The sequence below is a fragment of the Flavobacterium sp. KH_001 genome, from assembly GCF_057840745.1.
The window spans coordinates 1,866,187-1,892,078 of sequence record NZ_CM174520.1; the positions used below are offsets into that span (position 1 = coordinate 1,866,187).

The window sequence follows — 25,892 nt, forward strand, 5'->3', positions numbered from 1 at the left end:
AAATTTCTGTGAAAATAAAACACCAATTGGCCATTTTTAATGCACTGACAAGATTGTTGGTGATTCTGGTTTTATGGTTAATGTTGCCAATTCTGGTTGAAAATGTAGTTTACAGGCACATTAATAATGGATTGGTTGAGAAAAAGAAAAAATTTATTGATCACCTAAATAAAAAGGAGATCGATGATTTTATCGAAAATTCAAATGATTCTACCGAAACGTATTCTCAGTTTTCAACTTTGCACAGTGAGTTTTTGGTGCTTTCTAAGATTACCGGGAAACCACATCAGAAAAAAACAACTTTCAACAATGATTACCGCACAATTGAAGGGGAGGAAAATGAATATCGAATCCTGCAGTATCATTTTACTTATGAAAATCAGGGTTATAAATTAGAAATAGGAAGCAGTTTAAGCGAAGTAAACGATCTTACTTTTATTATTCGGTTGTTTATCATTATTGTATTGGTTATTATTCTATTAGTGACTTTTCTGGCTGACACCGTTTATATCGAATATTTGCTCAAACCTTTTTATAAAATTATTGATACGAAAATCAGGCGCGTCAACGAACCTGAAGCTTTTGATCATACTCCTATAAATGCAAAATCACGAGATTTTAGAGAATTAGATTTGGTTTTAAACCAGATGATGGATCGCATTGGAGAACTATTCAAAAAAGAGAAACAATTTATTTCAAATGTTTCTCACGAATTACTGACGCCAATTGCTTTGCTTAAAAACAAATTTGAAAATTTATTACAAAATGATTCTTTAGATGATAATGCGATTGATAAAATTGCGGGTGCATTGCGAACCTTAGATATGCTGAAAAAAATCATCAATAATTTATTATTGATTTCCAGAATTGAAAACAATCAATATGAAGCGAATGAGAAAATCAATTTTAAAGAGATTTTAAATGATTTGCAGGAAGATTTACAAGATCGAATTGAGGACAAAGAAATTCAGTTTTCAAACCAGATAAAACATGATTTTGTTTTCAGAGGAAATAAAACGTTAATCCATATCTTGATTTACAATTTAGTTACCAATGCTATAAAATATAATAAACCACAAGGCAGTATTGTAGTTGAAGATGGTTTTAATAGTAGCCAATATTTTATTTCTATTAAAGATTCTGGTATTGGAATGAACACTGCTCAAATCGAAAAAGTATTTAATAGGTTTGCAAGAATAAGTTCTGATCAGGACGGTCAGGGTTTGGGGCTCGCTATTGCTGAGAGTATTGCTGTTTTTCACCATATAGAAATTAAGGTTGCTTCTGAAATTAATGAAGGATCAAACTTTACACTTTTGTTTCCCGAAGTGCATTTGCATAATTAAAAGTTAAATTTTCAGAAGTACTCCAATCTTCATTTTGTCTTCATTTTCCGATTATATCTTTGAGCTATAAATAATGAGATAATAATCGTAAAAACTTAAAATCATGAAAAAATTAGTAATGTTAGCAGTAGCTGTTTTAGGAACAACTGCAATGGTAAGCGCTCAAACAACTCCAGCACAAACAACCCCTGTAAAAGAAGCTAAAGCTCCTAAAAAAGACAAAAAAGCAGATAAAAAAGCTAAAAAAGCAGAAGTTAAGCCAGAAGCGGCAAAAGCTCAAAAAAAATAAAGCATAAGTTTACTTGTAAACTTTATTGTGGATTAAAAGGTTTTAAAAAATTTGGTAGAGAAGAAGTTGGTGAAGAAATTTGCCAGCTTTTTTTGTTGTTATTTGAGTTAAATTTTTGATAATAAAAAGCAATAAAATTTTCATTCTTTGTTACTTTGCTTAAAACTATACCTACATGATCCTTCGTTTTGTAATTCTTTGTGTTCTCTTTTTGTTTATTGAGTTCTATTCTTATCAGGCTTTTCGAACTTTAATCAAATTAAGATGGGTTTTGATTAGTTATCAGGTAATAAGCTTACTTATTTTAATCTTTATAATTTATTCTTTCTCACAAGTAGATCGTTCTGTTGGGCAAACCAGACAGTTTATGTTTACTACAGGATTGATGTTGCTGGTTTATGTACCAAAAATTGTAGTGACACTTATTTTATTTGGTGAAGATATCTTTAGAATAGGAGCAAGTATTTTTAACTACTTTATTTACAATGCACCAAGAAAGGAAATGATGCCAGATAGACGAAAGTTTATCAGTCAGATTGCTTTAGGATTGGCTGCCGTACCTTTTTTATCCATTATCTATGGAATTTTTGAAGGAAAATATAATTTCAAAGTAATCAAACAAACAGTCTTTTTTCCTGATTTGCCAGATGCTTTCGATGGATTCAGAATCACTCATATTTCGGATGTCCATAGCGGAAGTTTTGATAATCCTGAAAAGATAAATTATGCAATTGACCTAATCAATGAACAAGAAGCAGATATGATTTTGTTTACGGGAGATATTGTAAATACCCATGCCAAAGAAATGCATCCTTGGCTGGAAACCTTTAATAGAATTAGAGACTATAAGTACGGTAAGTTTTCTGTTTTAGGAAATCATGATTATGGTGAATATGTTACCTGGCCTTCTGAGAAGCAAAAAGATGAAAATTTTCAAGAGATTAAGAAGCTTTATGGGCAAATAGGATTTAAATTAATGCTAAATGAACATACTTATATTCACAAAGGCGATGATAAAATTGCTCTTATTGGAGTAGAAAATTGGGGTGTTAATTTTAAAAAAGCAGGTGATTTAAATAAAGCATCGCAAAATGTTCATCAGGATGATTTTAAAGTTTTAATGAGTCACGATCCAAGTCATTGGGAAGCTGAAATTAAAGAACATCCTAAAAATTTCCATTTAACATTGTCAGGCCACACACACGGTATGCAATTTGGGATAGAAATTCCAGGCTATTTTAAATGGAGTCTGGCGCAGTACATTTACAAACAATGGGCTGGATTGTATGAGAATGTGGGTCGATATGTTTATGTAAATCGAGGATTTGGTTTCCATGCTTACCCTGGACGAGTAGGTATTATGCCTGAAATTACAGTCATTGAACTAAAAAAAGGTAACAATGTGGCTTAATTCGTTAAAAATGCTACATTTGTATTAATTATCTCTTTTTAATAGATTAAAAGAATTAAATTTTTGGTTTATGTCAAAATTTGGAGAACTTATAAATGCCCAAGTTCCAGTGTTAATAGATTTTTACACAGATTGGAACGAATCTTCTGTATCAATGCATCCTGTTATTAAGGATGTAGCTGCTGCACTTGGCGATAAAGCCAAAGTAATTAAAATTGATGTAGATAAAAATCAGGAGCTTGCTGAAGCCTTGCGTATAAAGGGACTTCCTACTTTAATGATTTATAAAGAAGGACAAATGATATGGAGGCAATCAGGAGAGCTTGATGCAAATACTATTATCGGAATTGTTCAGGATCAATTCAGTATCTAATTAAAACTTCCTCTTAGTTGGTGTTGTTTTAATGAATAATATCAAACTTATATCCGTTTTCTTTTAAAAAGTGTAAAGTTTTAGGTAAAGCGAATTTTAAATTATGCGATGCTTTTATACTGTCATGAAATACAATTACACTTCCGGATTGTACATTCTTAGTAACGTTTTCAAGGCATTTTTCAGGAGTAATGCTCTGATCAAAATCGGCACTTAAGACATCCCACATTACTATCTTGTAGCCTAATTTTCGTAAAATTTTAGATTGCGCTTTTTTAATTTTCCCGTAAGGGGGACGAAATAATAAGCCGTTCAGTCTTTTTTCATTTGATAAAATAGTAGCACAAGTTTTTACATTCTCAATATAATCATTTGTTTGGCTTTTCCATCCATTGATATGGTTCATGGTATGATTACCAATAGAATGTCCTTCTGCAATTAATCTTTCAAACAAAGATGAATTTGCATTGATGTTTTTTCCAATACAAAAGAAGGTTGCTTTTGCATCAAATTTCTTTAATTCAGATAAAACCCAGTCCGTAACTTCTGGAGTTGGGCCATCATCAAAAGTGAGGTATATTTTCTTTTCTTGATTTGGAATATCCCAACAATACTTAGAAAACACCCTTTTTATAAATGAATTTGTTTTTACCCAATAAAAGCTCATTGTGAGATGATTTAGAGATATGTAAAAATAAAAAATGCAACGCTATTTAACTAGAAGCGTTGCATTTTTTTAATCAGTATATTTTTCGTATATTATTATTCTTTTTCGCGTCCAAAACGTTCGAAAACATTTACATACGTATTAAAAGTCAATTTGTGTTTTTCGTAGAATGCTTTGTCCTTATTGCGCTCCATAACCTGTAAAAGACTTCTGTAACGCTCAATGTCAGTAATAATATCCATTGCTAAGTCGGTTTGATCACCTGGAGTCAATGTAGCATAATAATTTAAGTTCTCTTTATATTTCTGAACTAATTTATTTAGCAGGTCATGTGCTTTTGCAGTTTCTCCAACTTTGTAATAACCATTTGCAAACGGTTCTACCAAGGAGTAGTATCCATATTTATCCACAGGTAATTTTGTCATTGCTAAATTAATTACATTTTTAGCTTTGTCGATTTTGCCTTCTGCAATTAATTGCTCACTTAAACGAGATAAATTAGTGCGGTATGTGATACTGTTTCTTCTTGTTTCAGGATCGTGGTAGATTTTATCACTATCACTGTTGCCCCAATCCCATTTCATTACAATATCGTACATTTTATCGGCGTCAATTTGTCCCATATCCATTGGTCCTCCATCTTTTGAAGGGACATTTCTAACAGGTACTAATTTGTATACCATTCCGTCTAATTGTAAATAATCTTTTAACCATAAATAATCTTCATCATCAAAAGCACCACCACTAAAATAGATTGGTCTTTTCCAGTTATTATTGGCTAAGATATCAAGCATCATCAAACGATTTTTGTAGATCGCGCTTCCTTTAATGTCTATATCCATATACGGGACGATAGAATCGTTGTATTTAGGATTGACAACTTTGTTCTTGATGATAAGATTTTTGTCAACTGGTACTCTAATTTTATTAGTTGGATAAAAATGAATCGTTTGTCCGTTTTGTAAACCTACAGTCGATTTTGGGTTTTTAATAAAACTAATAAAGTCATTGATGTTCCAGCGCGTATCAATTTTTTGAATATAAGCCACATAGTCTAGTTTGTCACCTACATATTCATCATGCGTGAATGATATTGGTAATGGATCAGATTCATATGATTTTGCTTTCATTTGATCAATATACCAGTCCGTCATAAACAGACTTGTATTTACGATTTTAACGTCTGTTCTGATGCCTTCGATTTCCTGGGCATACCATAATGGGAAAGTATCATTGTCACCAATGGTAAATAGAATGGCGTTTTTATCGCAAGAATTCAGATACGCTTTTGCCATTGCAACAGCAGTATATTTGTTTGATCTGTCGTGATCATCCCAGTTTTGAGAAGCCATTAAGATAGGTGCGGCTAATAAAGTTCCGGCAATAATAATTGGTCCGGCAATTTTAGGGGCAATATATTTCTGGATGCTTTCGTATAGCGAATAGACCCCAAAACCTATCCAGATCGCAAAGACATAAAATGATCCTACCAGGGCATAATCTCTTTCACGAGGTTCAAAAGGTCTTTCATTTAAATAAATTTTTAATGCAATACCAGTAAATAAGAACAAGGCTAAAAGCACGTAAAAGCTTTTAAGATCTTTATTTGCATGATACATTATTCCGATAAGTCCTAAGATAAAAGGGAGGAAAAAGTAAACGTTTCTTCCTTTGTTATTTAAAACATCGGAAGGTAGATTGTCTTGAGAACCAAGGTGTAACGAATCAAGGGCTTTGATTCCGCTGATCCAGTTTCCGTCAAGATTATCATATTTACCCTGCTCATCGCTTTGGCGTCCTACGAAGTTCCACATTAAATATCTCCAGTACATGTATCCAAATTGATATTCGAACATAAAACTGAAATTGTCTACAGTTGACGGTTTTTCGATAATTAAATAGTCGCCATAACTTTTTAAGAATTTAACGTAACCTTCGTTATCGATTTGTTTTTGAGCATATGCTTTTCTGAATTCAGAAACGGTTTTTTCAACCTCATTTCTCAATTGAGCTGTAGCCTTATTGTATTCGTCTTCACTTAATTGGCTTGCGTCAATACCGTATTTAGCTAAATCATCTTCGTACGGATAATTAGGATTAATTTTAAAAGCAGGAGGATTTGTGAAACTGATATAATTTTGAATATGTCCGGTTTCAGTACTCCACATTCTAGGCAAAATCGTTTTTTGATTATCATCAGAATTTTGATCTGCGTTTTTATAATTATTCGTGATGATATATTTACCAGTTTTATAATCTCTTTCGTAGTTTGGTTTTTTATCTAAGTATGGATTTTTTTCGTCAAGACCAGCAAAAACTTCAGTGTATTGAGGGCCGTAAAATAATGGATTAACTCCATATTGTTCACGATTGTAATAAGCTAAAACTTCAGTTGCATCAGATGGTTTGTTTTCGTTGATTACCGTATTGGCATTAGCACGTACAGGTAACATGATCCAGGTTGAGAAACCAATTAAGATGAATAAAACACAAAGAATAATAGTGTTGTAGAAAACCAAGCCTTTTTGCTTTGTATACTTTAATCCAAAATAGAAGAAAGCAATAAAAAGTAATGCGACAAAAATAGTTCCTGAGTTAAAAGGAAGTCCCATGCTGTTTACCATGAAAACTTCGGTTTTTCCAAAGAAAGCCATCGTTAATGGCAATAATAATTTAAAAATAAATAACAAAATAGCAATTACTACAGCATTTGCAATAATGAAATTTTTGATGGTAACCTTTTCGTAATGTTTAAAGTAATATAGAAAACCAATTGCAGGAATTGTCAATAAAGCCATAAAGTGAACTCCAAATGAAAGACCTATAACAAGTGAGATAATTAATAACCATTTATTTCCTTTTGGTTCATCCATGTCTTGTTCCCAACGAAGACCAAGCCAGAAAAGTAATGCAATTAATAAAGAAGCCATTGCGTAAACTTCGGCTTCAACAGCATTAAACCAAAAACTATCAGAGAAAGTGTAAGCAAGTGCGCCTACAAATGAGCTTCCTAAAATAACAATTGAATTGTTTTGGTCGATTTCGGCAAAACGAGCTACAATTTTTTTCAAAATCATAGAGGATGACCAAAACATAAATAAGATGGTAAAGGCACTAGAAAAAACTGACATCATGTTTACCATCACTGCTACATGCTGATTATCTATAGCAAACATAGCGAAAAAGGCTCCCATCATCTGGAATAAAGGTGCTCCCGGTGGGTGGCCAACTTCTAGTTTAGCGGCTGTAGCGATATATTCGCCACAATCCCAGAAGCTCATAGTAGGTTCAACAGTCAGTGTGTAAGTAGTTAAAGCGATTGCAAATGCAAACCAACCAATAATTGTATTCCATTTATTGAAATTGAATTGTGCCATATTTAGATGTTAAAATTTTGTGTGTTTTCTATTCTACAAAGAAAATGTTTTTTTGTGTAAAGAAACGAGCATTAACATAAAATTCTACAAAACTATTTAGCGAAAGTAACGTATTGTTTGTGAAATACTTGTGAAAGTATTGTGCGTTTTGGAAGAAAAAAAACAAGAAAAAAATATTTTTTTTCGCGAAAAAGTTTGCGTAAACTAAAAAAAGCTTTAAATTTGCACTCGCTTAACAGCATTGCTGGTCTATGGTGTAATGGTAACACAACTGTTTTTGGTGCAGTCTTTCAAGGTTCGAGTCCTTGTAGACCAACATAAAGCCTCTCAATTGAGAGGCTTTTTTTATGCGCTAATTTTTTCTGGTAATTCAATATTTCGGATCTCAAATTGAGTGTAAAAGATGAGGGTTAGTTGAAAAAAAGAAGTCATGTGAAAACCTGTCTGGTTTGTGATGAAAAAAAATAAAGTAATAAAGAGTCTGAGAAACAATGGTTTGTTAATCTTTCTTAGTGCTTCTGTTGAAAAAGTTTGTATAAACTAAAAAAAAGCTTTAAATTTGCACTCGCTTAACAGCATTGCTGGTCTATGGTGTAATGGTAACACAACTGTTTTTGGTGCAGTCTTTCTAGGTTCGAGTCCTAGTAGACCAACATAAAAAGCCTCTCAATTGAGAGGCTTTTTTTATGTAATAAATTTATGTGAATTTTAAGTCGTAAAAATCTGATTTAGATTTTCAAGGTGATAACAGGTCTAACTGCATGGTTTACTAATCCTTCGCTAATGCTGCCGTTGAAAAAATGTGCAAAGCCGGTTCTTCCATGGGTGCACATTCCAATAATGTCTGCGTTTATGCTATTGGCAAAATTGATAATTCCTTTCTCAATGTTGGTATCGTTGTAAATGTGAGTTGTATAGTTGGTGATATTGAATTCGGTTACGAAATTTTTCATTGCTTTTTCAATAACATGTGTTGGTTTGAAGCTGTTTGGTGTGCAGATTGTAACCAAATGTATTTTTGATTCAAAGAATTTAGTAAAGTTTAGTAATTTTTCGAATGGTTTTTTTGTTTCTTCGGAAAAATCAGAGGCAAAAACAATGTTGGCTACTTTGAAATCGGAAATATCTTTTTTGATAACTAAAACAGGTATTTCAGAGTTTCGAACGACTTTTTCAGTGTTAGAGCCAATTAATAGTTCTTCAACGCCAGATGAGCCGTGTGATCCCATGATAATTAAATCAATGTCATAGTCTTTGCTTACTTGTGTGATTCCGTGAATAGGTTTGTCTATTTTTACAATTTCGGTCACCGGAATTCCGTCCAAATAAGGTCTTGAAGATATTTCGTCAAGCATTTCGTTTGCTTTTTTCATAAAAAGCATTGTTTCGGGAATGCTTGCGCCACCTAATATAGCGTCATTCATTTGGTGTGGTAATTCAAGCATGTGTAAAACGATAATTTCAGAATCGTTTTTTTGGGCAATTTGGGCAGCAACTTTTAGGGCGTCTTCTGCATGTTCTGAAAAGTCAGTAGGGACTAAAATTCGTTTCATAATTTTTTGAGGTTAAATTATTTGAATAATCCGTGATTTTAATGCTTCTATAAAGATAAGAAATATTTTTAGAGCAATCAATTTATTTTGATTTATAAAAAAAACACTATATTTGCACCGTTATTTATTAAAATCTAAATAATGAGGGGACTAAGTGTCCCCTCTTTTTATAAAATTATGACATTTAAAGAAAAAGTAAACGGATTAATCGCAGAAGCTCTTCTGGAAAAGCCTTCAATCTTTTTGATTGATTTATCTATTTCAGATTCTTTCAAAATTAGTGTTGGTTTAGACGGAGATAATGGAGTGGCGTTGCAGGATTGTATTGATGTAAGTCGTGCAATCGAGAATAATCTGGATCGTGAAGAACAGGATTTTTCGCTTGAAGTAGCATCGGTTGGAGTAGGGTCACCTTTGAAAATGACAAGGCAATACAAGAAAAATATTGGTAGAACGTTGATTGTTACGACAAATACTGAAAAAATTGAAGCAGAATTAGTAGAAGCTAACGATGTTTTTATAATTTTGTCTTGGAAAGCAAGAGAACCGAAAAAAGTAGGAAAAGGAAAAGAAACAGTTCAAAAAGAGCAACAAATACCTTATACAGAAATTAAAGAGGCAATTGTTACAGTAACATTTTAATTAAAGAATTCGCATGGAAAATTTAGCATTAATCGATTCATTCTCAGAGTTTAAAGATAATAAACTTATTGATCGTGTAACGCTTATGGCAATTTTAGAGGACGTGTTTAGAAATGCATTAAAGAAAAAATACGGTTCTGATGATAACTTCGACATCATTATAAATCCTGATAAAGGAGATATGGAGATTTGGAGAAGAAGAGTAATCGTTGCTGACGAAGATCTTGATTTTGAGAACGAAGAAATTACCTTGACTGAAGCAAGAATGATCGAAGCGGATTTTGAAATTGGCGAAGAAGTTTCTGAAGAGGTTAAATTGATTGACTTAGGAAGAAGAGCTATTTTGGCTTTGCGTCAAAACTTAATATCTAAAATTCACGAACACGATAATACAAATCTTTACAAGCAATTTAAAGATATTATCGGTGATATTTATACTGCTGAAGTGCACCACGTGCGTCCTAGAGTAGTTATCTTGGTTGATGATGAAGGGAACGAAATTGTACTTCCGAAAGAAAAACAAATTCCATCTGACTTTTTCCGTAAGGGAGATAATGTTCGTGGAATCATTGAAAGTGTTGAATTAAAAGGAAACAAACCTCAAATTATTATGTCTAGAACTTCTGAGAAGTTTTTAGAAAAATTGTTTGAACAAGAAATTCCTGAAGTATTTGACGGTTTGATTACAGTTAAAAATGTAGTTCGTATTCCAGGTGAAAAAGCAAAAGTAGCGGTAGATTCTTATGATGACAGAATTGATCCTGTTGGAGCTTGCGTTGGTATGAAAGGATCTCGTATTCACGGAATTGTTCGTGAATTAGGAAACGAAAATATTGACGTTATCAATTATACAAGTAATATTCAATTGTTTATTACAAGAGCATTAAGCCCTGCAAAAGTTTCTTCTATCAAAATTGATGAAGAAAACAAAAGAGCTGAAGTTTTCTTGAAGTTAGAAGAAGTTTCTAAAGCAATTGGTAGAGGAGGTCACAATATTAAATTAGCTGGTCAGCTAACAGGTTACGAATTAGATGTTATTCGTGAGGGAGATGTTGCAGGAGCAACGGCTGATGAAGACGATGTTGAATTAACAGAGTTTTCAGATGAAATCGAAGGCTGGGTAATTGAAGAATTTGCTAAAATAGGTTTAGATACTGCAAAAAGTATTCTAAAACAAGAAGTAGAAGATTTAGTAAGAAGAACGGATCTAGAAGAGGAAACTATTCTTGACGTTATGAAAATACTAAAAGAAGAGTTTGATAACTAATTATCTGCTCTAACAACACAACGAAAAAGGTAATAATAAAAAGGTTATATGTCTGAAGAGAGAGTAATAAGAATAAACAAGGTTTTAAGGGAATTAAATATTTCGTTAGAAAGAGCTGTTGATTATCTAAAAGATAAGGGGATTGCTATTGATGCAAATCCGAATGCGAAAATTTCTGATAGCGAATTTAATATCCTACAAAGCCAATTTGCGGGCGATAAGGGGAATAAGGAAGCTTCTAAAGAGGTAGGAGAAGAGAAGAGAAAAGAAAAAGAGGCTTTACGTGTTGAACGTGAGAAGGAAATTGAGGACAAACGCAGGCAAGACGAAGAGCGCCAAAAACAGCAAGAAGTTATAAAAGCGAGAGCTGTTGTAACCGGACCTGTTCAAGTTGGTAAAATTGATTTAAATCCAAAGAAACCTGCAATTGTTTCTGCTCCTGTTGAGGAACCTGCGAAAGTAGAAGAACCTAAAGCAGTTGTTACTCCAGCTCAACCAGAAAAACCTGTTCAAAAAGAAATTGTACAGCCTGAGCCAGTTGTTGCTCCTGTTGTTTCTGAAGAGAAAAAGGTAGAAAAACCTATTATTACAGAGAAGAAAGAAGTAAAAGTGGAAGCTCCAAAAGTAGTAGCGCAAGAGCCTGTTGTTTCAACAGATCCGGCAACTGCTGAAGAGACTATCACTACTCAATATCAAAAATTATCAGGAACTACTCTTACTGGACAAACGATTGATTTATCTCAATTCAATAAGCCTAAGAAAAAGAAAGAAGATCCGAAGATAGTGCCTAATAAACCAGGTGCTCCAGGTGCTGGAAATAACGCTAACAAAAATAAGCGTAAAAGAATAGCTCCGAAACCAGGTACTCCGGGTGCGCCAAAACCTGCTACAGGTAATGCGCCGGGAACACCAAACCCTAATAAAATCACACCAAATACTGGTGGTGGAGGCTTTAATGCTAACAGAAGTGCAAGACCTGGTTTTGTAAAAGGAAACCGTCCTGCTATTGTGGCTAAAGTTGAGCCTACTGAAGAGGAAGTAAAAAACCAAATTAGAGAGACTCTTGAAAAACTTCAGGGTAAAGGTGGTAAATCTAAAGCTGCTAAATACAGAAGAGATAAAAGAGATACACACCGTCAGAAATCTGATGAGGAGCAAAGAGCGATTGATGAAGGAAGTAAAACTATTAAAGTTACAGAATTCGTTACAGTTGGTGAAATTGCAATCATGATGGATGTGCCGATTACTAAAGTAATTGGAACTTGTATGTCACTTGGTATCATGGTTACCATGAATCAACGTTTGGATGCTGAAACATTAACTATTGTAGCCGATGAATTTGGTTATGAGGTTGAATTTATTACAGTTGATATTGAAGATGCCATTGAGGTAGTTGAAGATAAAGAAGAAGACTTAGTAGTTAGAGCGCCAATCGTTACTGTAATGGGTCACGTCGATCACGGTAAAACGTCTTTACTGGATTATATTCGTAAAGAAAATGTTATTGCTGGTGAGTCTGGAGGTATTACACAACACATTGGAGCTTACGGAGTAACTTTAGATAACGGTCAAAAAATCGCATTCTTAGATACACCGGGTCACGAGGCGTTTACCGCGATGCGTGCACGTGGAGCTCAGGTTACCGATATCGCTATTATTGTTGTTGCTGCGGATGATGATATCATGCCACAAACAAAAGAGGCTATCTCTCACGCACAAGCTGCAGGAGTGCCAATTATATTTGCAATCAATAAAATTGATAAACCAAATGCGAATGTTGAGAAAATCAAAGAACGTTTGGCTAGTATGAATTTACTTGTTGAAGATTGGGGTGGAAAAATTCAGTCACATGATATTTCTGCAAAAGTTGGAACAGGAGTAAAAGAATTATTGGAAAAAGTTTTATTAGAAGCAGAGATTTTAGATTTAAAATCGAATCCAAATAAAGCGGCTCAGGGAACTGTAGTTGAGGCTTTCTTAGATAAAGGAAAAGGATATGTTTCTACAATTTTAGTTCAACACGGAACTTTAAAAGTTGGAGATTATATGTTAGCAGGTAAGCATCATGGTAAAATTAAAGCTATGCATGACGAACGTGGACATATCGTTAAAGAAGCAGGTCCGTCGACTCCGGTATCTGTATTAGGTTTAGATGGTGCTGCAACTGCAGGTGATAAGTTCAATGTATTTGAAGATGAAAAAGAAGCAAAACAAATTGCATCTAAACGTTCTCAATTAATGCGTGAACAATCTGTACGTACACAACGTCATATTACACTTGACGAAATTGGTCGTCGTATCGCTCTTGGTCAGTTTAAAGAGCTTAACGTAATCCTTAAAGGAGATGTTGATGGATCTGTTGAGGCGTTATCAGATTCGTTTTCTAAACTTTCTACTGAAGAAGTTCAAATTAATATTATCCATAAAGGTGTTGGTGCAATTACGGAGACTGACGTTATGTTGGCTTCTGCTTCTGATGCAATCATTATCGGATTTAACGTTCGTCCTGCTGGAAATGCGAGACAACTTGCTGATAAAGAGGAAATCGATATCCGTTACTATTCTATTATCTACGCTGCTATCGATGACTTGAAAGATGCGATGGAAGGAATGTTAGCTCCTGAGATGAAAGAAGAAATTTTAGGAACTGCTGAAATTCGTGAGATTTTCAAAATTTCTAAAGTGGGATCAATTGCAGGATGTATGGTAATGGATGGTAAAATCATGAGAACTTCTAAAATTAGAGTTATTAGAGAAGGAGTAGTGGTACATACAGGAGAACTTGTAGCATTGAAACGTTTCAAAGATGATGTTAAAGAAGTTTCTAAAGGTTACGATTGTGGTATCCAGATTAAAGGTTACAACGACATCGAAGAAAGAGATGTTATTGAAGCATACCATGAAGTAGCAATCAAAAAGAAATTGAAATAATATTCAATAATTATTTTAAAGCCTCAATGAAAATTGAGGCTTTTTTTGTAAAAGGATTTTATAATATTTTTTTTGAGGAATTGGTTTGTAGTTAAAAATTATAGTTTACTTTTAATGTTATTTTTGATAAAATTATTTGATATGAAAACATTTTTATATTCAGTTATTATTTTTATGAGCTTTTCAGCAATTTCTTTTTCGCAGGAAGCTGTTGAAAAGGCTTCTCCTCCGGCGGGGAATGCTTTAGTTGGAGATTATTATGGAGCTGCTGTTTCAAAAGCTGCAGAAAGTAAAGCGATCTCGGTAGAAAAATTAGAAACTAAATTGCAAAATAAAAAAAAGATAGAAAATGTTAGCGTTAAGGGTGAAGTAACAGATGTTTGTGAAAAAAGAGGCTGTTGGTTAACTGTGAAAACGGAGAATGGTTCTTCTTTTTTTGTAAAAATGAGGGATTATGCGTTTTTTGTTCCGACGTCCTTAAAAGGTAAAAATGTTGTCTTAGAAGGTAATGCTGAGAAAAAAATCACATCCGTTGATGATCTTAAACACTATGCTAAAGATGCTAAAAAAACACAAGCTGAGATCAATGCTATTACTTCGCCAAAAGAAGAGATACGTTTTTTAGCTGATGGAATTAAGGTTGTAGATTAATTTACGACTCATAAATATTCAAAAAGCCTCATTTTACAATGAGGCTTTTTTTATTTTGAATGTAATTCTGATTTTGTTAGATATTTTATTTTTTAAGTGGATTAAAAAACTTCATTCATTTTATTTTCCAGAATATAGTTTGATGGTGTTTTGCCTAAATTTTTTTTGAACATAAAAATAAAGGCGCTGGTTGTTTCGTAACCTAAATCTAAAGCTATTTCTTTAATTGATTGTTTTTCGCCTAGTCTTTTTATGGCTTCTAAAAGTTTTAATCTTATGCGCCAGTCACTAAAATTCATTCCTAATTCTTTAATAAATAATCTGGATAGGGTTCTGGTGCTCATAAACGATAAATCGGCATAATAATCTATGGTGTATTTACTAGCTGTGTCATCCATTAAAAGTGAAATGATATTTTGAAGTTTTACATGATTACTTGTGGGCAGAAAAGTAGAGCTGGGTTTAATTAAGGCTAGCTCATCTATAAATACATCCATAATTCTCTTTTGAGAAAGTGTTGGATTTTCTTCATTTTCAAATGAGATGATTTTAAACATTAATTGTTTTAAGAATACAGAAATATCAAAAGAGAAACTACTTGCGGGGAGTTTTTCTGCAAAGCAAGGGTCTATAAAAACACTATATAATTTTACATTCTTCTGAAAAGACACCTGGTGTTCGATTCCACCAGGAATCCATAAGCCCTGTAATGGATTCACTACCCAAATCTGATTTTTTACAACTACATTCATGACGCCGCTTGTTGCATAAAGAAGTTGTGCTCTCGGATGTGAATGAGATGCACAAATAGCATCTGTGATTTTTTCAGTATAACCTAAAACGGGTAAAGATGGATTTATCTGAAAGCCATAGTCCACCACAAGATATGTCTGATAATCGTTATTCATTGTCCAAATGTAGTAATTATGACAGTGTAATTAATTAGCATCTTTGTTAAAAATAAGTTACCATTATTTTATTACCGTTCAAAATATAAACAACGCCTTATGACAAATGTTAAGACACAGCCTGAAGTGGTTCAGAAAACAATTTATTCCATTCTTTTTATTATTAGTTTTTCTCACTTTATAAATGATTTATTGCAAGCTGTAATACCTTCTGTTTATCCATTGTTTAAAGAAAAATTTAATTTAACTTTTACGCAAATTGGACTGATAACTTTTACTTATCAGCTTACTGCTTCAATTTTGCAGCCTTTTGTCGGGATGTATACGGATAAAAAATCTAAACCCTATTCATTAGTTGTTGGAATGACTTTTACTCTAGTGGGATTGTTTTTTGTTTCTATTGCAGATAGTTTTTTCTATTTATTGATTGCAGTGAGTTTGATTGGAATTGGGTCTTCTGTTTTTCATCCTGAATCTTCAAGAGTGGCTCATTTAGCTTCAGGTGGGAAAAAAGGATTGGCACAATCTATTTTTCAATTAGGAGGTAATGCAGGAAGTGCTGTTGGCCCTTTATTGGCAGCCTTAATTATTATACCCAATGGTCAATCCTATATCGTTTGGTTTTGTGCTGTAGCTTTGATAGGGATTTTTACCTTATATAAAATTGCTATTTGGTACACTGATCATTTGGAAGTAAAACGCAAAAATAAAACGACATCACAAGAAGTTATTACCCATCAGCTTTCTAAGAGAAGAGTTTGGTTGTCACTGGTTATTTTGTTGGTTTTAATTTTTTCTAAATATTTTTATATGGCCAGTATTACAAGCTATTATACTTTTTTCTTAATAGATAAATTTCATTTGTCTATTCAGCAATCACAAATTTATTTGTTTGTGTTTTTAGGATCAGTTGCTGCAGGAACACTTATGGGTGGTCCTATAGGTGATAAATTTGGTAGAAAATATGTAATATGGATTTCTATTTTAGGAGTAGCGCCCTTTACATTGATGTTGCCTTATGTTTCATTATTTTGGATCGGGATTTTGTCTGTGTTAATTGGATTGATACTTTCTTCTGCTTTCTCTGCAATTTTGGTATATGCAACGGAATTACTTCCTGGTAAAGTTGGTTTGGTGGCTGGTCTATTTTTTGGATTTGCTTTTGGAATGGGAGGTCTAGGATCTGCAGTTTTAGGTAAACTTGCTGATTTGACGAGTATTGAATATGTCTTTAGAATTTGCGCCTTTTTACCATTGATTGGTGTAATTGCTGGTTTTTTGCCTAATATTGAAAGTAAGAAAATTTAATAGATTTAAATGTAATAACAAAAAAGCAACTCAATTGAGTTGCTTTTTTGTTATTGTCGTATATCAGTTACAGTTATTTGCTGGGTTTGATCAGAAACACAAGTTTGTATCTCTTTTTAATTTCGACTAAATTTCGTTCTGCTTCGATTCTGGTCTTAAAATTTCCGACAATTACTTTATAGTTCGGTGTGTTGAAAATAATAGTGCCGTCGACGTTACTATTTTCTCTTTTAAAATCGGATAAGGTTTTTTTAGCTTCATCGCTTTTGCCACTAAAAATCTGGATTTTATAAGTGTCGTTTGTGCTTATTGACGTGTTAATTTTGCGTTTGTCATTCAGTAACTGCTCAAATTTAGGATCCTGATTTACTGTTAAATTTTGGTCTTGAGCATTAATGTTATAGGCTAATGTTAACATTGTTAATGTTAAGAAAACTCTTTTTGAAGGGGTTAAAATTCTCATAATGTGATGGTTTTTATGCAAAAATAGTATTTAAAGTTTGTATGGAAAATTTTAATATTATTTAGAATTGATATAAATTGATATTTAAGACTATTTTAAGGTTTTGAGAATAGTTCATAAGTCGTATTTTTGTGCAAGTTTTAAAAGAGGGTATTCGTTTTTTATTGTTTTACTACAGTAAAAATCATACCAAAAATTAGTAGATAATTATTATACTATATGAAAAAGGTGGGTAACCATAATTCGATCTCAAGAAAATTGCTGCTTAGCTTATCGCTAACGCTGATTTTCTCCCTAACTTCATTTGCTCAAGATGCTGCTGCTCCGGCGGCGCCTGAAGCTGCTGCTCCGGCTGCAACTGCAGGTGGTGATCCAGTAAAAGGGAAGGAACTTTTTAATGCAAATTGCGCTGCATGTCACAAATTAGATGCTAAATCAACAGGTCCTGCTTTAAGAGGAGTTGCTTCTAAGCATGATATGGCTTGGATTTACAAGTGGGTGCATAACAGTTCTGACATGATTAAGTCAGGTGATGCTGTTGCTGTTAAACTTTTTGAAGAAAACAACAAGTCTGTAATGACTTCTTTTCCTCAATTATCTGAAGGTGATATTGATAATATTATAGCTTATACTTCTGAAGTAAAAGCTGAGCCTGCTGCTGGTACGCCTGGAACTGTTCCTCCTGGTGAAAAAGTTGAAGGCGGTGGAATTTCTAATAATATTATTTTAGGCGCTCTTGCTCTTGTGATGGCTATTTTAGTTGTCATGTTAGTAATGGTTAATAAAGTATTGACGAAAGTTGCTAGCAAAAATGGTATCGAGATTCCTTCTAGAGAAGCGAGGACTCCAATTTGGAAGGCTTTTGCCAGAAATCAATTTTTGGTATTGGTTACTTCTATATTCTTATTATTAGCGAGTGGTTATTTTGTGTACGCTTATTTGATGCAAGTTGGTGTTGATCAAAATTATGAGCCAATTCAGCCAATTCACTATTCTCATAAAATTCACGCAGGAGATAATGAGATCAATTGTAAATATTGTCACTCTGCTGCTCGTGTAAGCAAAAATGCTGGTATTCCTTCATTAAATGTTTGTATGAACTGTCATAAAAATATTTCTGAGGTTGCTGAGACTACTGCTACTCCTGAGTACAGCAAAGCATTCTACGATGCTCAAATTCAAAAATTATATGATGCTGTTGGATGGGATAAGGCTAAACAAGCTTATACTGGAAAAACACAGCCTGTTAAATGGGTTCGTATTCATAATTTACCTGATTTCGTGTATTTCAACCACTCTCAACACGTAAATGTTGCCGGAGTTGAATGTCAAACATGTCACGGTCCGGTACAGGAATTTGAAATCATGAAGCAATACTCTAAATTAACAATGGGATGGTGTGTTGATTGCCATAGAAAAACTGATGTTAAGATGGAAGGAAATGCATACTATGATAAAATTCATGCTGAACTTTCTAAAAAATACGGTGTAGAGAAATTGACTGCAGCGCAAATGGGAGGTTTAGAATGCGGTAAATGCCACTATTAATCGAATTATTAAGATTTTAATATTTATATACAATGTCATCAAACAAAAAATACTGGAAAAGTGTTGAAGAACTAGAGAATAGTTCTATTGTTGAGGCGCTTAGAAATAACGAATTCGTTGAAGAGATTCCTACAGAAGATTTCTTAGGGAATGCAGATGCTTTAGCTCAATCTGGAACTTCACGTCGTGACTTTTTAAAGTACGTAGGGTTTAGTACTGCAGCGGTTACACTTGCTGCTTGCGAAGGTCCTGTTCACAAGTCTATCCCTTATGTGTTACAACCGGAACAAATCATTCCTGGTGTTGCAGATTATTACGCAACTACTGTTTTTGATGGTTTTGATTTTGCTAACTTATTAGTGAAAACTCGTGAGGGTCGTCCAATTAAAATTGATAACAATACTATTTCTGGAGCTAAATTTTCAGCCAATGCTAGAATTCATGCGTCTATCTTATCATTATATGATAGCATGCGTTTGAAAGAGCCTAAATTGGAAGGAAAAAATAGTAGCTGGTCTGCTGTTGATTTAAAGATTAAATCAAGTCTTGCTGATGCGAAAGCAAAAGGTGGGCAAGTTGTATTGTTGACAAATACTTTAGCGAGTCCATCTACTGAAAAGTTAATTGGTGAATTTATCGCTAAAAACCCTAATGCAAAACATGTTGTTTACGATGCAGTTTCTTCATCTGACGCATTAGATGCATTTGAAACCGTGTACGGTGAAAGAGCTTTAGTTGATTATGATTTTTCAAAAGCTTCTTTAATTGTTTCTGTTGGTGCTGATTTCTTAGGAGACTGGCAAGGTGGTGGATACGATGCTGGATATGCAAAAGGACGTATTCCTCAAAACGGAAAAATGTCCCGTCACTTTCAGTTCGAATCAAATATGACATTATCTGGAGCTGCTGCTGATAAGCGTGTTCCAATGACTATTGCTGATCAAAAACAAGCTTTAGTTCAAATATATAATATAGTTGCAGGTGCTTCTGTTGCTGTTACTTTAGATGGTAATTTTAAAGCAGAAGTTGTTAAAGCTGCCCAACAGTTAAGAGCTGCTGGTTCTAAAGGAGTTTTAGTATCTGGAATTGAAGATAAAAATGCACAATTATTAGTTTTAGCTATCAATCAGGTATTGGCTAGTGAAGCTTTTAATACAGCTGGTACAAGACAAATTAGAAAAGGTTCTAATGCGGTTGTATCTCAATTAATAAAAGATATGAATGCTGGTAGTGTTCATACTTTAATCATGAGTGGTATTAATCCTGTTTACACATTGGCTGATTCAGCTTCTTTTGTTTCCGGATTGAAAAAAGTAAAAACGTCAGTTGCTTTTTCTTTAAAAGAAGATGAAACTGCATCGATTACTACAATTGCTGCTCCTGCTCCTCATTACTTAGAATCATGGGGTGATGTTGTACTTACAAAAGGAACTTATAGTTTGACTCAGCCAACTATTCGTCCTATATTCAATACAAAACAATTTCAAGACGTTTTATTATCATTAAATGGTGTTCCTGGAAACTTCTACGATTATCTTAAAGCTAGCTCAGCTGGGATTATTGCAGGTTCTTCTTGGAATAAAGTTTTACATGATGGTGTTTTTGTAATTGGTTCTACTGCTTTAGCTGCTGGTTCTTTTGATTACACTGCTGCTGCAAGTGCAGTGTCTAAATCAAGATCAGCCGGGAATTTCGAATTAGTATTATATACTAAAACAGGTATGGGTGATGGACAACAAGCAAACAATCCTTGGTTGCAAGAGTTTCCAGATCCAATCACAAGAGTTTCTTGGGATAACTATGTAACTGTTTCTAATGCTGATGCTAAGAAACTTGGCTTAACAAATGAAATTGTTGCTAACGGTGGTTTGAATGGTAGTTATGCTACAATTACTACTGCTGATGGAGCTAAGTTGGAAAATGTACCCGTAATTGTTCAGCCTGGACAAGCTGTAGGTACAGTTGGTTTAGCTGTAGGTTATGGTCGTAAAGCGGCTTTAAAAGATGAAATGCAGGTAGGTTTAAATGCCTATGCTTTATATAAAAACTTCAATAGTGTTCAATCTGTATCTATTGCGAAAGCAAATGGAGTTCACGAGTTTGCTTGTGTTCAGGGACAGAAAACATTAATGGGTAGAGGAGATATTATTAAAGAAACTACTCTTGAGATTTTTAATACTAAAGATGCAGAACATTGGAATGAAAAACCAATGGTATCTTTAGATCACCAGGAAGTTGAAGCTACAACTGTCGATTTATGGGAATCATTTGATCGTAGTACAGGGCATCACTTTAACCTTTCAATTGACTTAAATGCTTGTACTGGTTGTGGTGCATGTGTTATTGCTTGTCATGCTGAGAATAACGTTCCGGTTGTTGGTAAAGCAGAAGTAAGAAGAAGTCGTGATATGCACTGGTTGCGTATTGACAGATATTATTCTTCTGAAAGTACTTTTGAAGGTGATAATGAAAGAAAAGAAAATATTGCTGGTTTATCTAGTTCATTATCTACATTTAATGAAATGGAAAAAGCTGGGGATAATCCACAAGTTTCATTCCAGCCAGTTATGTGTCAGCACTGTAATCACGCACCATGTGAGACAGTTTGTCCTGTAGCTGCTACATCTCACGGTCGTGAAGGTCAAAACCACATGGCTTACAACAGATGTGTTGGTACTCGTTACTGTGCAAACAACTGTCCATATAAAGTACGTCGTTTCAACTGGTTCTTGTATAACAAAAACACAGAATTCGACTATCATATGAATGACGATTTAGGACGTATGGTGTTAAACCCAGACGTAAACGTTCGTTCTCGTGGAGTTATGGAAAAATGTTCTATGTGTATTCAAATGACACAAGCAACTAAGTTAAAAGCTAAAAATGAAGGTCGCCCAGTTGCTGATGGTGAATTCCAAACAGCTTGTTCTAATGCTTGTTCTTCTGGAGCAATGATATTTGGTGATGTTAATGATACAGAAAGCAAAGTGGCTAAATTAGCAGCTGATGAAAGATCATATCACTTGTTAGAGCATGTAGGAACAAAACCTAATGTGGTTTACCATGTTAAAGTTAGAAATACTTAGTAAAATTATTAATTAGAAACAATATAAAGGATTATGTCGTCTCACTACGAAGCACCCATTAGAAAACCTTTAGTTATAGGTGATAAATCTTATCACGATGTAACAGTAGATGTAGCTGCACCTGTTGAGGGGCCTGCAAACAAACAATGGTGGATTGTATTTTCAATCGCATTAATAGCCTTCCTTTGGGGGTTAGGTTGTATCATTTACACCGTATCTACCGGTATCGGAACATGGGGATTAAATAAAACAGTTGGTTGGGCTTGGGATATCACGAACTTCGTTTGGTGGGTTGGTATTGGTCACGCTGGAACATTAATTTCTGCGGTATTATTACTTTTCCGTCAACGTTGGAGAATGGCTATTAACCGTTCTGCAGAAGCAATGACTATCTTCTCGGTAGTTCAGGCAGGTTTATTTCCAATTATTCACATGGGTCGTCCATGGTTAGCATACTGGGTTTTGCCTATTCCAAATCAATTTGGATCTCTATGGGTAAACTTTAACTCACCATTGCTTTGGGACGTATTTGCAATTTCAACTTATCTTTCAGTGTCATTAGTTTTCTGGTGGACTGGTTTATTACCTGATTTTGCAATGCTACGTGATAGAGCAGTAACTCCTTTTACAAAAAGAGTTTATTCTATCCTAAGTTTTGGATGGAGTGGAAGAGCTAAAGATTGGCAACGTTTTGAAGAAGTTTCTTTGGTATTAGCTGGTTTGGCTACTCCTCTTGTACTTTCTGTACACACGATTGTATCTATGGACTTTGCTACTTCTGTAATTCCAGGATGGCATACTACAATTTTTCCTCCATACTTCGTTGCTGGAGCAGTTTTCTCTGGATTTGCAATGGTTAACACCTTGTTGATCGTTATGAGAAAAGTTTCTAATCTTGAAGCATACATAACATTGCAACATATCGAGTTAATGAATATCATTATCATGATTACAGGTTCTATTGTTGGTGTAGCTTATATTACTGAGTTATTTGTAGCTTGGTATTCAGGAGTAGAATATGAGCAATATGCTTTCTTAAACAGAGCTACCGGACCTTACTGGTGGGCATATTGGTCAATGATGACTTGTAACGTTTTCTCTCCACAATTTATGTGGTTCAAAAAATTAAGAACAAGTATCATGTTCTCATTTATTATTTCGATTGTGGTAAACATCGGAATGTGGTTTGAAAGATTCGTAATTATTGTTACTTCTTTACATAGAGATTACCTTCCATCTTCTTGGACAATGTTCTCACCAACATTTGTTGATATTGGAATTTTCATCGGAACAATTGGTTTCTTCTTTGTATTGTTTTTATTATACTCTAGAACATTCCCTGTAATTGCTCAGGCAGAGGTTAAAACAATTTTGAAAGGAACAGGAGATAATTACATTAGAGAAAGAGCAAATAAAGATTCACATCATGAGTAATAAAGTAATATACGCCATTTATAATGACGATGATATTTTGATGGATGCAGTAAAGAAAACCAGAGCTGCTCATCATCATATTGAAGAGGTTTTTACTCCATTCCCCGTTCACGGATTGGATAAAGCTATGGGTTTAGCACCAACAAGATTAGCAATTTGTGCTTTTTTATATGGATGTGTTGGTATTTCTGTTGCAACAACAATGATGAGTTATATCATGATTCATGACTGGCCACAGGATATTGGTGGAAAACCAAGTTTTAGTTTCATTCAGAATATGCCATCTTTTGTGCCAATTATGTTTGAGATGACTGTGTTTTTCGCTGCCCACTTAATGGTAATCACTTTTTACATGAGAAGTAGATTATGGCCATTTAAGCAAGCTGAGAATCCTGATGTAAGAACAACAGATGACCATTTCTTAATGGAAGTTGCTGTAAACGATAACGAAGCAGAACTTGTTTCTTTTTTCGAAGGTACAGGAGCTGTTGAAGTTAAAGTAATTGAAAAGAATTAATTGTAGCTATGAAAAGGATATATAAAATAACACTTTTAGTTGGTATAACTATTTTAGTTTCATCTTGCCACAATAATTCGGCACCAAACTATCAGTACTTCCCTAATATGTATGAATCTGTAGGTTATGAGACTTACTCAGAAGCAAAGATATTTAAAGGAGGAAAAGAAGGACAGCTTCCTGTAGAAGGAACTATCAATAGAGGTTTTGAACCTTATGAGTATGAAAATTCAACTGCTGGTTATGAATTGGCTAAGGCTAATTTAAAATCACCTTTAAGTGAAGCGGATAGAAATTCAGGAAAAGGAAAAGAACTTTTCGAAATTTACTGTATCAGTTGTCATGGTGCAACTGGAAATGGTAAAGGTAAATTGGTTGAGAGAGAAAAATTTCTTGGAGTACCTAGCTATAAAGACAGAGTTATTACTGAAGGAAGTATCTTTCACGTTGAAACTTATGGTTTAAATGCAATGGGTTCACATGCAAATCAATTAAGTGCCCACGAACGTTGGTTAGTTGCTGACTATGTTCTAAAACTAAAAAGCCAATTATAATTGTTGAACAAACTGATCGTAATAGATATGTATACATTTTCAAGTAAATTAAAAACTTTTTCTATCATCCTAATGGCCCTTGGTATATTAGGAATTGGATATGGTTTTTTAACTGCTCCTAAAAATATCGAAGAGGTAGAAACTCTTCTGGCAAAAGAAGCATCAGAGCACGGTGGAGGACATGGTGAAGCCGCTGCGGCACATCATGAAGAAAAAGCTGAAGCAACGCAACACGCAGAAACAGTTGAAGCAGTTCATCATGAAGAAGCTAAAGATGCAAATGTTGAAGAGGCTGTGAGTAAAGATTCAGTTGTTGCTAATGAAGATACTACTCATGTAGTAAAAGCTGAGGAAGCACACGAAACTGAAGCTGCAGTTGCACATGATGTAAAAGCGGATAAACACGCTGAAGCTTCTCATGGACATGATCCTAAAGCGCATGCAGAACACGTTTTACACCAATTGCAAAACAAACCTTGGTCTGCTTTGTATGTTGCGAGTATTTTCTTCTTGCTACTTTCTATGGGAGTTTTAGCATTTTATGCTATTCAACAAGTAGCTCAGGCAGGTTGGTCTCCAGTATTGTTTAGAGTTATGCAAGGAATTACGGCTTATTTGCCAGTGGCTTCTGTAATTTTCTTTATTATTTTAGTTTTATGCGGATTACACTTTAATCACATATTTGTATGGTTAGGTGAAGGTGTTACAGATCCGAAAAGCCCTAATTACGATGCAATCATTGCTGGTAAAGCAGGTTATCTAAACTTTCCTTTCTGGATCGTTAGAGCGGGAATCTTTTTATTAGGATGGAACTTATACCGTCATTATTCAAGAAAAAATTGTTTAGCTCAAGATGAAGCTAATGATGATTTAAATTATAAAAAGAACTTTAAGTTATCTGCTGGATTCTTAGTATTCTTTATCGTATCTGAGTCTATTATGTCTTGGGATTGGATAATGTCATTTGATCCACACTGGTTCAGTACATTATTTGGATGGTATGTTTTTGCTTCTTTCTTTGTAAGTGGTATTACTACTATTGCATTAGTTACAATATACTTAAAATCTAAAGGATATTTAGAATATGTAAATACAAGCCACATTCACGATTTGGCTAAATTTATGTTTGGTATTAGTGTTTTCTGGACTTATTTATGGTTCTCTCAATTCATGTTGATCTGGTATGCTAACATTCCGGAAGAGGTTACTTACTTCGTAACAAGAATTCAATTATACAATTTACCATTCTTTGGTGCTGTAGTTATGAACTTTGTGTTCCCATTATTAATATTAATCAATACTGACTTTAAGCGTTTAAGCTGGGTTATTGTAATGGCTGGTACTGTTATTTTATTAGGGCATTATGTTGATTTCTTTAATATGATTATGCCTGGTACAGTAGGAGATAGATGGTTTATTGGTGTTCCTGAAATTGCATCTATTCTTTTCTTCTTAGGTTTATTTATTTTTGTTGTATTTACCGCATTAACGAAAGCACCTTTGTTAGCAAAAAGAAATCCTTTCATTGAAGAAAGTAAACATTTTCATTATTAATATTTAAAGAAGT

General features: G+C 34.0%; 20 protein-coding genes and 2 tRNA genes. 17 read left to right on the top strand and 5 right to left on the bottom strand.

Annotated features, from left to right (window positions below; all coding sequences use genetic code 11):
* Window positions 1-8: 8 nt before the first annotated feature.
* From AC3ITQ_RS08170 to AC3ITQ_RS08185, 4 genes are all read left to right on the top strand, one after another.
* Window positions 9-1,346 carry a sensor histidine kinase gene (locus AC3ITQ_RS08170; protein WP_489237943.1) on the top strand — a complete coding sequence of 446 codons (1,338 nt, stop codon included), beginning with the start codon at window positions 9-11 and terminating at the stop codon, window positions 1,344-1,346.
* A 103-nt stretch (window positions 1,347-1,449) separates the two neighbouring features.
* Window positions 1,450-1,635 (top strand): hypothetical protein, encoded by a 186-nt coding sequence (locus AC3ITQ_RS08175; protein ID WP_489237945.1) that lies wholly within the window; start codon window positions 1,450-1,452, stop codon window positions 1,633-1,635.
* A gap of 175 nt (window positions 1,636-1,810) precedes the next feature.
* Window positions 1,811-3,046, top strand: coding sequence for a metallophosphoesterase (locus AC3ITQ_RS08180; RefSeq protein WP_489237947.1), 1,236 nt, complete (start codon window positions 1,811-1,813; stop codon window positions 3,044-3,046).
* A gap of 70 nt (window positions 3,047-3,116) precedes the next feature.
* The gene (locus AC3ITQ_RS08185) at window positions 3,117-3,419 is read left to right on the top strand and encodes a thioredoxin family protein (RefSeq protein WP_056190453.1); all 303 of its coding nucleotides are present in this window, start codon (window positions 3,117-3,119) and stop codon (window positions 3,417-3,419) included.
* Window positions 3,420-3,447: 28 nt separating this feature from the next.
* Here AC3ITQ_RS08185 and AC3ITQ_RS08190 read toward each other — a convergent pair whose 3' ends face one another.
* The gene (locus tag AC3ITQ_RS08190) at window positions 3,448-4,086 is read right to left on the bottom strand and encodes a polysaccharide deacetylase family protein (protein WP_489237949.1); all 639 of its coding nucleotides are present in this window, start codon (window positions 4,084-4,086) and stop codon (window positions 3,448-3,450) included.
* Between the two features lie 95 nt (window positions 4,087-4,181).
* Window positions 4,182-7,463, bottom strand: a complete 3,282-nt coding sequence (locus AC3ITQ_RS08195) for a glycosyltransferase family 117 protein (protein WP_489237951.1) — start codon at window positions 7,461-7,463, stop codon at window positions 4,182-4,184.
* 245 nt (window positions 7,464-7,708) lie between these two features.
* Between AC3ITQ_RS08195 and AC3ITQ_RS08200 the strand changes: the two genes are divergently transcribed.
* Window positions 7,709-7,779 (top strand) — tRNA-Gln (locus AC3ITQ_RS08200).
* 266 nt (window positions 7,780-8,045) lie between these two features.
* A tRNA-Gln gene (locus AC3ITQ_RS08205) sits at window positions 8,046-8,116 on the top strand.
* A gap of 75 nt (window positions 8,117-8,191) precedes the next feature.
* On the opposite strand, the gene AC3ITQ_RS08210 is transcribed toward AC3ITQ_RS08205, so the two are convergent.
* Window positions 8,192-9,016: a universal stress protein gene (locus AC3ITQ_RS08210; protein WP_489237953.1), complete on the bottom strand. Its 825-nt coding sequence runs from the start codon at window positions 9,014-9,016 to the stop codon at window positions 8,192-8,194.
* A gap of 177 nt (window positions 9,017-9,193) precedes the next feature.
* Here AC3ITQ_RS08210 and rimP point away from each other — a divergent pair, with 177 nt between their 5' ends.
* The 4 genes from rimP (at window position 9,194) to AC3ITQ_RS08230 (ending at window position 14,507) form a co-directional block, all read left to right on the top strand.
* Complete coding sequence (gene rimP, locus AC3ITQ_RS08215; RefSeq protein ID WP_026983725.1) at window positions 9,194-9,658, top strand: ribosome assembly cofactor RimP; 465 nt, start codon at window positions 9,194-9,196, stop codon at window positions 9,656-9,658.
* 13 nt (window positions 9,659-9,671) lie between these two features.
* Window positions 9,672-10,925, top strand: a complete 1,254-nt coding sequence (nusA, locus tag AC3ITQ_RS08220; protein WP_489237954.1) for a transcription termination factor NusA — start codon at window positions 9,672-9,674, stop codon at window positions 10,923-10,925.
* A 48-nt stretch (window positions 10,926-10,973) separates the two neighbouring features.
* A complete protein-coding gene (gene infB, locus AC3ITQ_RS08225) occupies window positions 10,974-13,856 on the top strand; it encodes a translation initiation factor IF-2 (RefSeq protein WP_489237956.1) in 2,883 nt (960 codons plus the stop codon).
* A gap of 141 nt (window positions 13,857-13,997) precedes the next feature.
* Window positions 13,998-14,507 carry a DUF4920 domain-containing protein gene (locus AC3ITQ_RS08230; RefSeq protein ID WP_489237958.1) on the top strand — a complete coding sequence of 170 codons (510 nt, stop codon included), beginning with the start codon at window positions 13,998-14,000 and terminating at the stop codon, window positions 14,505-14,507.
* A 101-nt stretch (window positions 14,508-14,608) separates the two neighbouring features.
* On the opposite strand, the gene AC3ITQ_RS08235 is transcribed toward AC3ITQ_RS08230, so the two are convergent.
* Entirely contained in the window at window positions 14,609-15,415 is an 807-nt protein-coding gene (locus AC3ITQ_RS08235; protein WP_489237960.1) for an AraC family transcriptional regulator, read from the bottom strand.
* A gap of 99 nt (window positions 15,416-15,514) precedes the next feature.
* On the opposite strand from AC3ITQ_RS08235, the gene AC3ITQ_RS08240 reads away from it, so the two are divergent.
* Complete coding sequence (locus AC3ITQ_RS08240) at window positions 15,515-16,723, top strand: MFS transporter (protein WP_489237962.1); 1,209 nt, start codon at window positions 15,515-15,517, stop codon at window positions 16,721-16,723.
* A 73-nt stretch (window positions 16,724-16,796) separates the two neighbouring features.
* Here the strand turns inward: AC3ITQ_RS08240 and AC3ITQ_RS08245 are convergent, their stop codons facing one another.
* Entirely contained in the window at window positions 16,797-17,186 is a 390-nt protein-coding gene (locus AC3ITQ_RS08245; RefSeq protein WP_489237963.1) for an SPOR domain-containing protein, read from the bottom strand.
* A gap of 219 nt (window positions 17,187-17,405) precedes the next feature.
* Here AC3ITQ_RS08245 and AC3ITQ_RS08250 point away from each other — a divergent pair, with 219 nt between their 5' ends.
* From AC3ITQ_RS08250 to AC3ITQ_RS08275, 6 genes are read left to right on the top strand one after another with little or no spacing between them, the layout of a single operon-like run.
* Window positions 17,406-18,734, top strand: coding sequence for a cytochrome c3 family protein (locus AC3ITQ_RS08250; protein ID WP_489237964.1), 1,329 nt, complete (start codon window positions 17,406-17,408; stop codon window positions 18,732-18,734).
* Between the two features lie 32 nt (window positions 18,735-18,766).
* The gene (locus tag AC3ITQ_RS08255) at window positions 18,767-21,820 is read left to right on the top strand and encodes a TAT-variant-translocated molybdopterin oxidoreductase (protein ID WP_489237966.1); all 3,054 of its coding nucleotides are present in this window, start codon (window positions 18,767-18,769) and stop codon (window positions 21,818-21,820) included.
* A 33-nt stretch (window positions 21,821-21,853) separates the two neighbouring features.
* Window positions 21,854-23,254 (top strand): NrfD/PsrC family molybdoenzyme membrane anchor subunit, encoded by a 1,401-nt coding sequence (gene nrfD, locus AC3ITQ_RS08260; protein WP_026983716.1) that lies wholly within the window; start codon window positions 21,854-21,856, stop codon window positions 23,252-23,254.
* Window positions 23,247-23,771: a DUF3341 domain-containing protein gene (locus tag AC3ITQ_RS08265; RefSeq protein WP_025572651.1), complete on the top strand. Its 525-nt coding sequence runs from the start codon at window positions 23,247-23,249 to the stop codon at window positions 23,769-23,771. The genes nrfD and AC3ITQ_RS08265 overlap by 8 nt, the downstream gene beginning before the upstream one ends.
* Before the next feature lie 8 nt (window positions 23,772-23,779).
* The gene (locus AC3ITQ_RS08270) at window positions 23,780-24,325 is read left to right on the top strand and encodes a c-type cytochrome (protein WP_072970536.1); all 546 of its coding nucleotides are present in this window, start codon (window positions 23,780-23,782) and stop codon (window positions 24,323-24,325) included.
* Window positions 24,326-24,352: 27 nt separating this feature from the next.
* Complete coding sequence (locus tag AC3ITQ_RS08275; RefSeq protein WP_375034624.1) at window positions 24,353-25,879, top strand: quinol:cytochrome C oxidoreductase; 1,527 nt, start codon at window positions 24,353-24,355, stop codon at window positions 25,877-25,879.
* The last annotated feature ends 13 nt before the right edge of the window (window positions 25,880-25,892 follow it).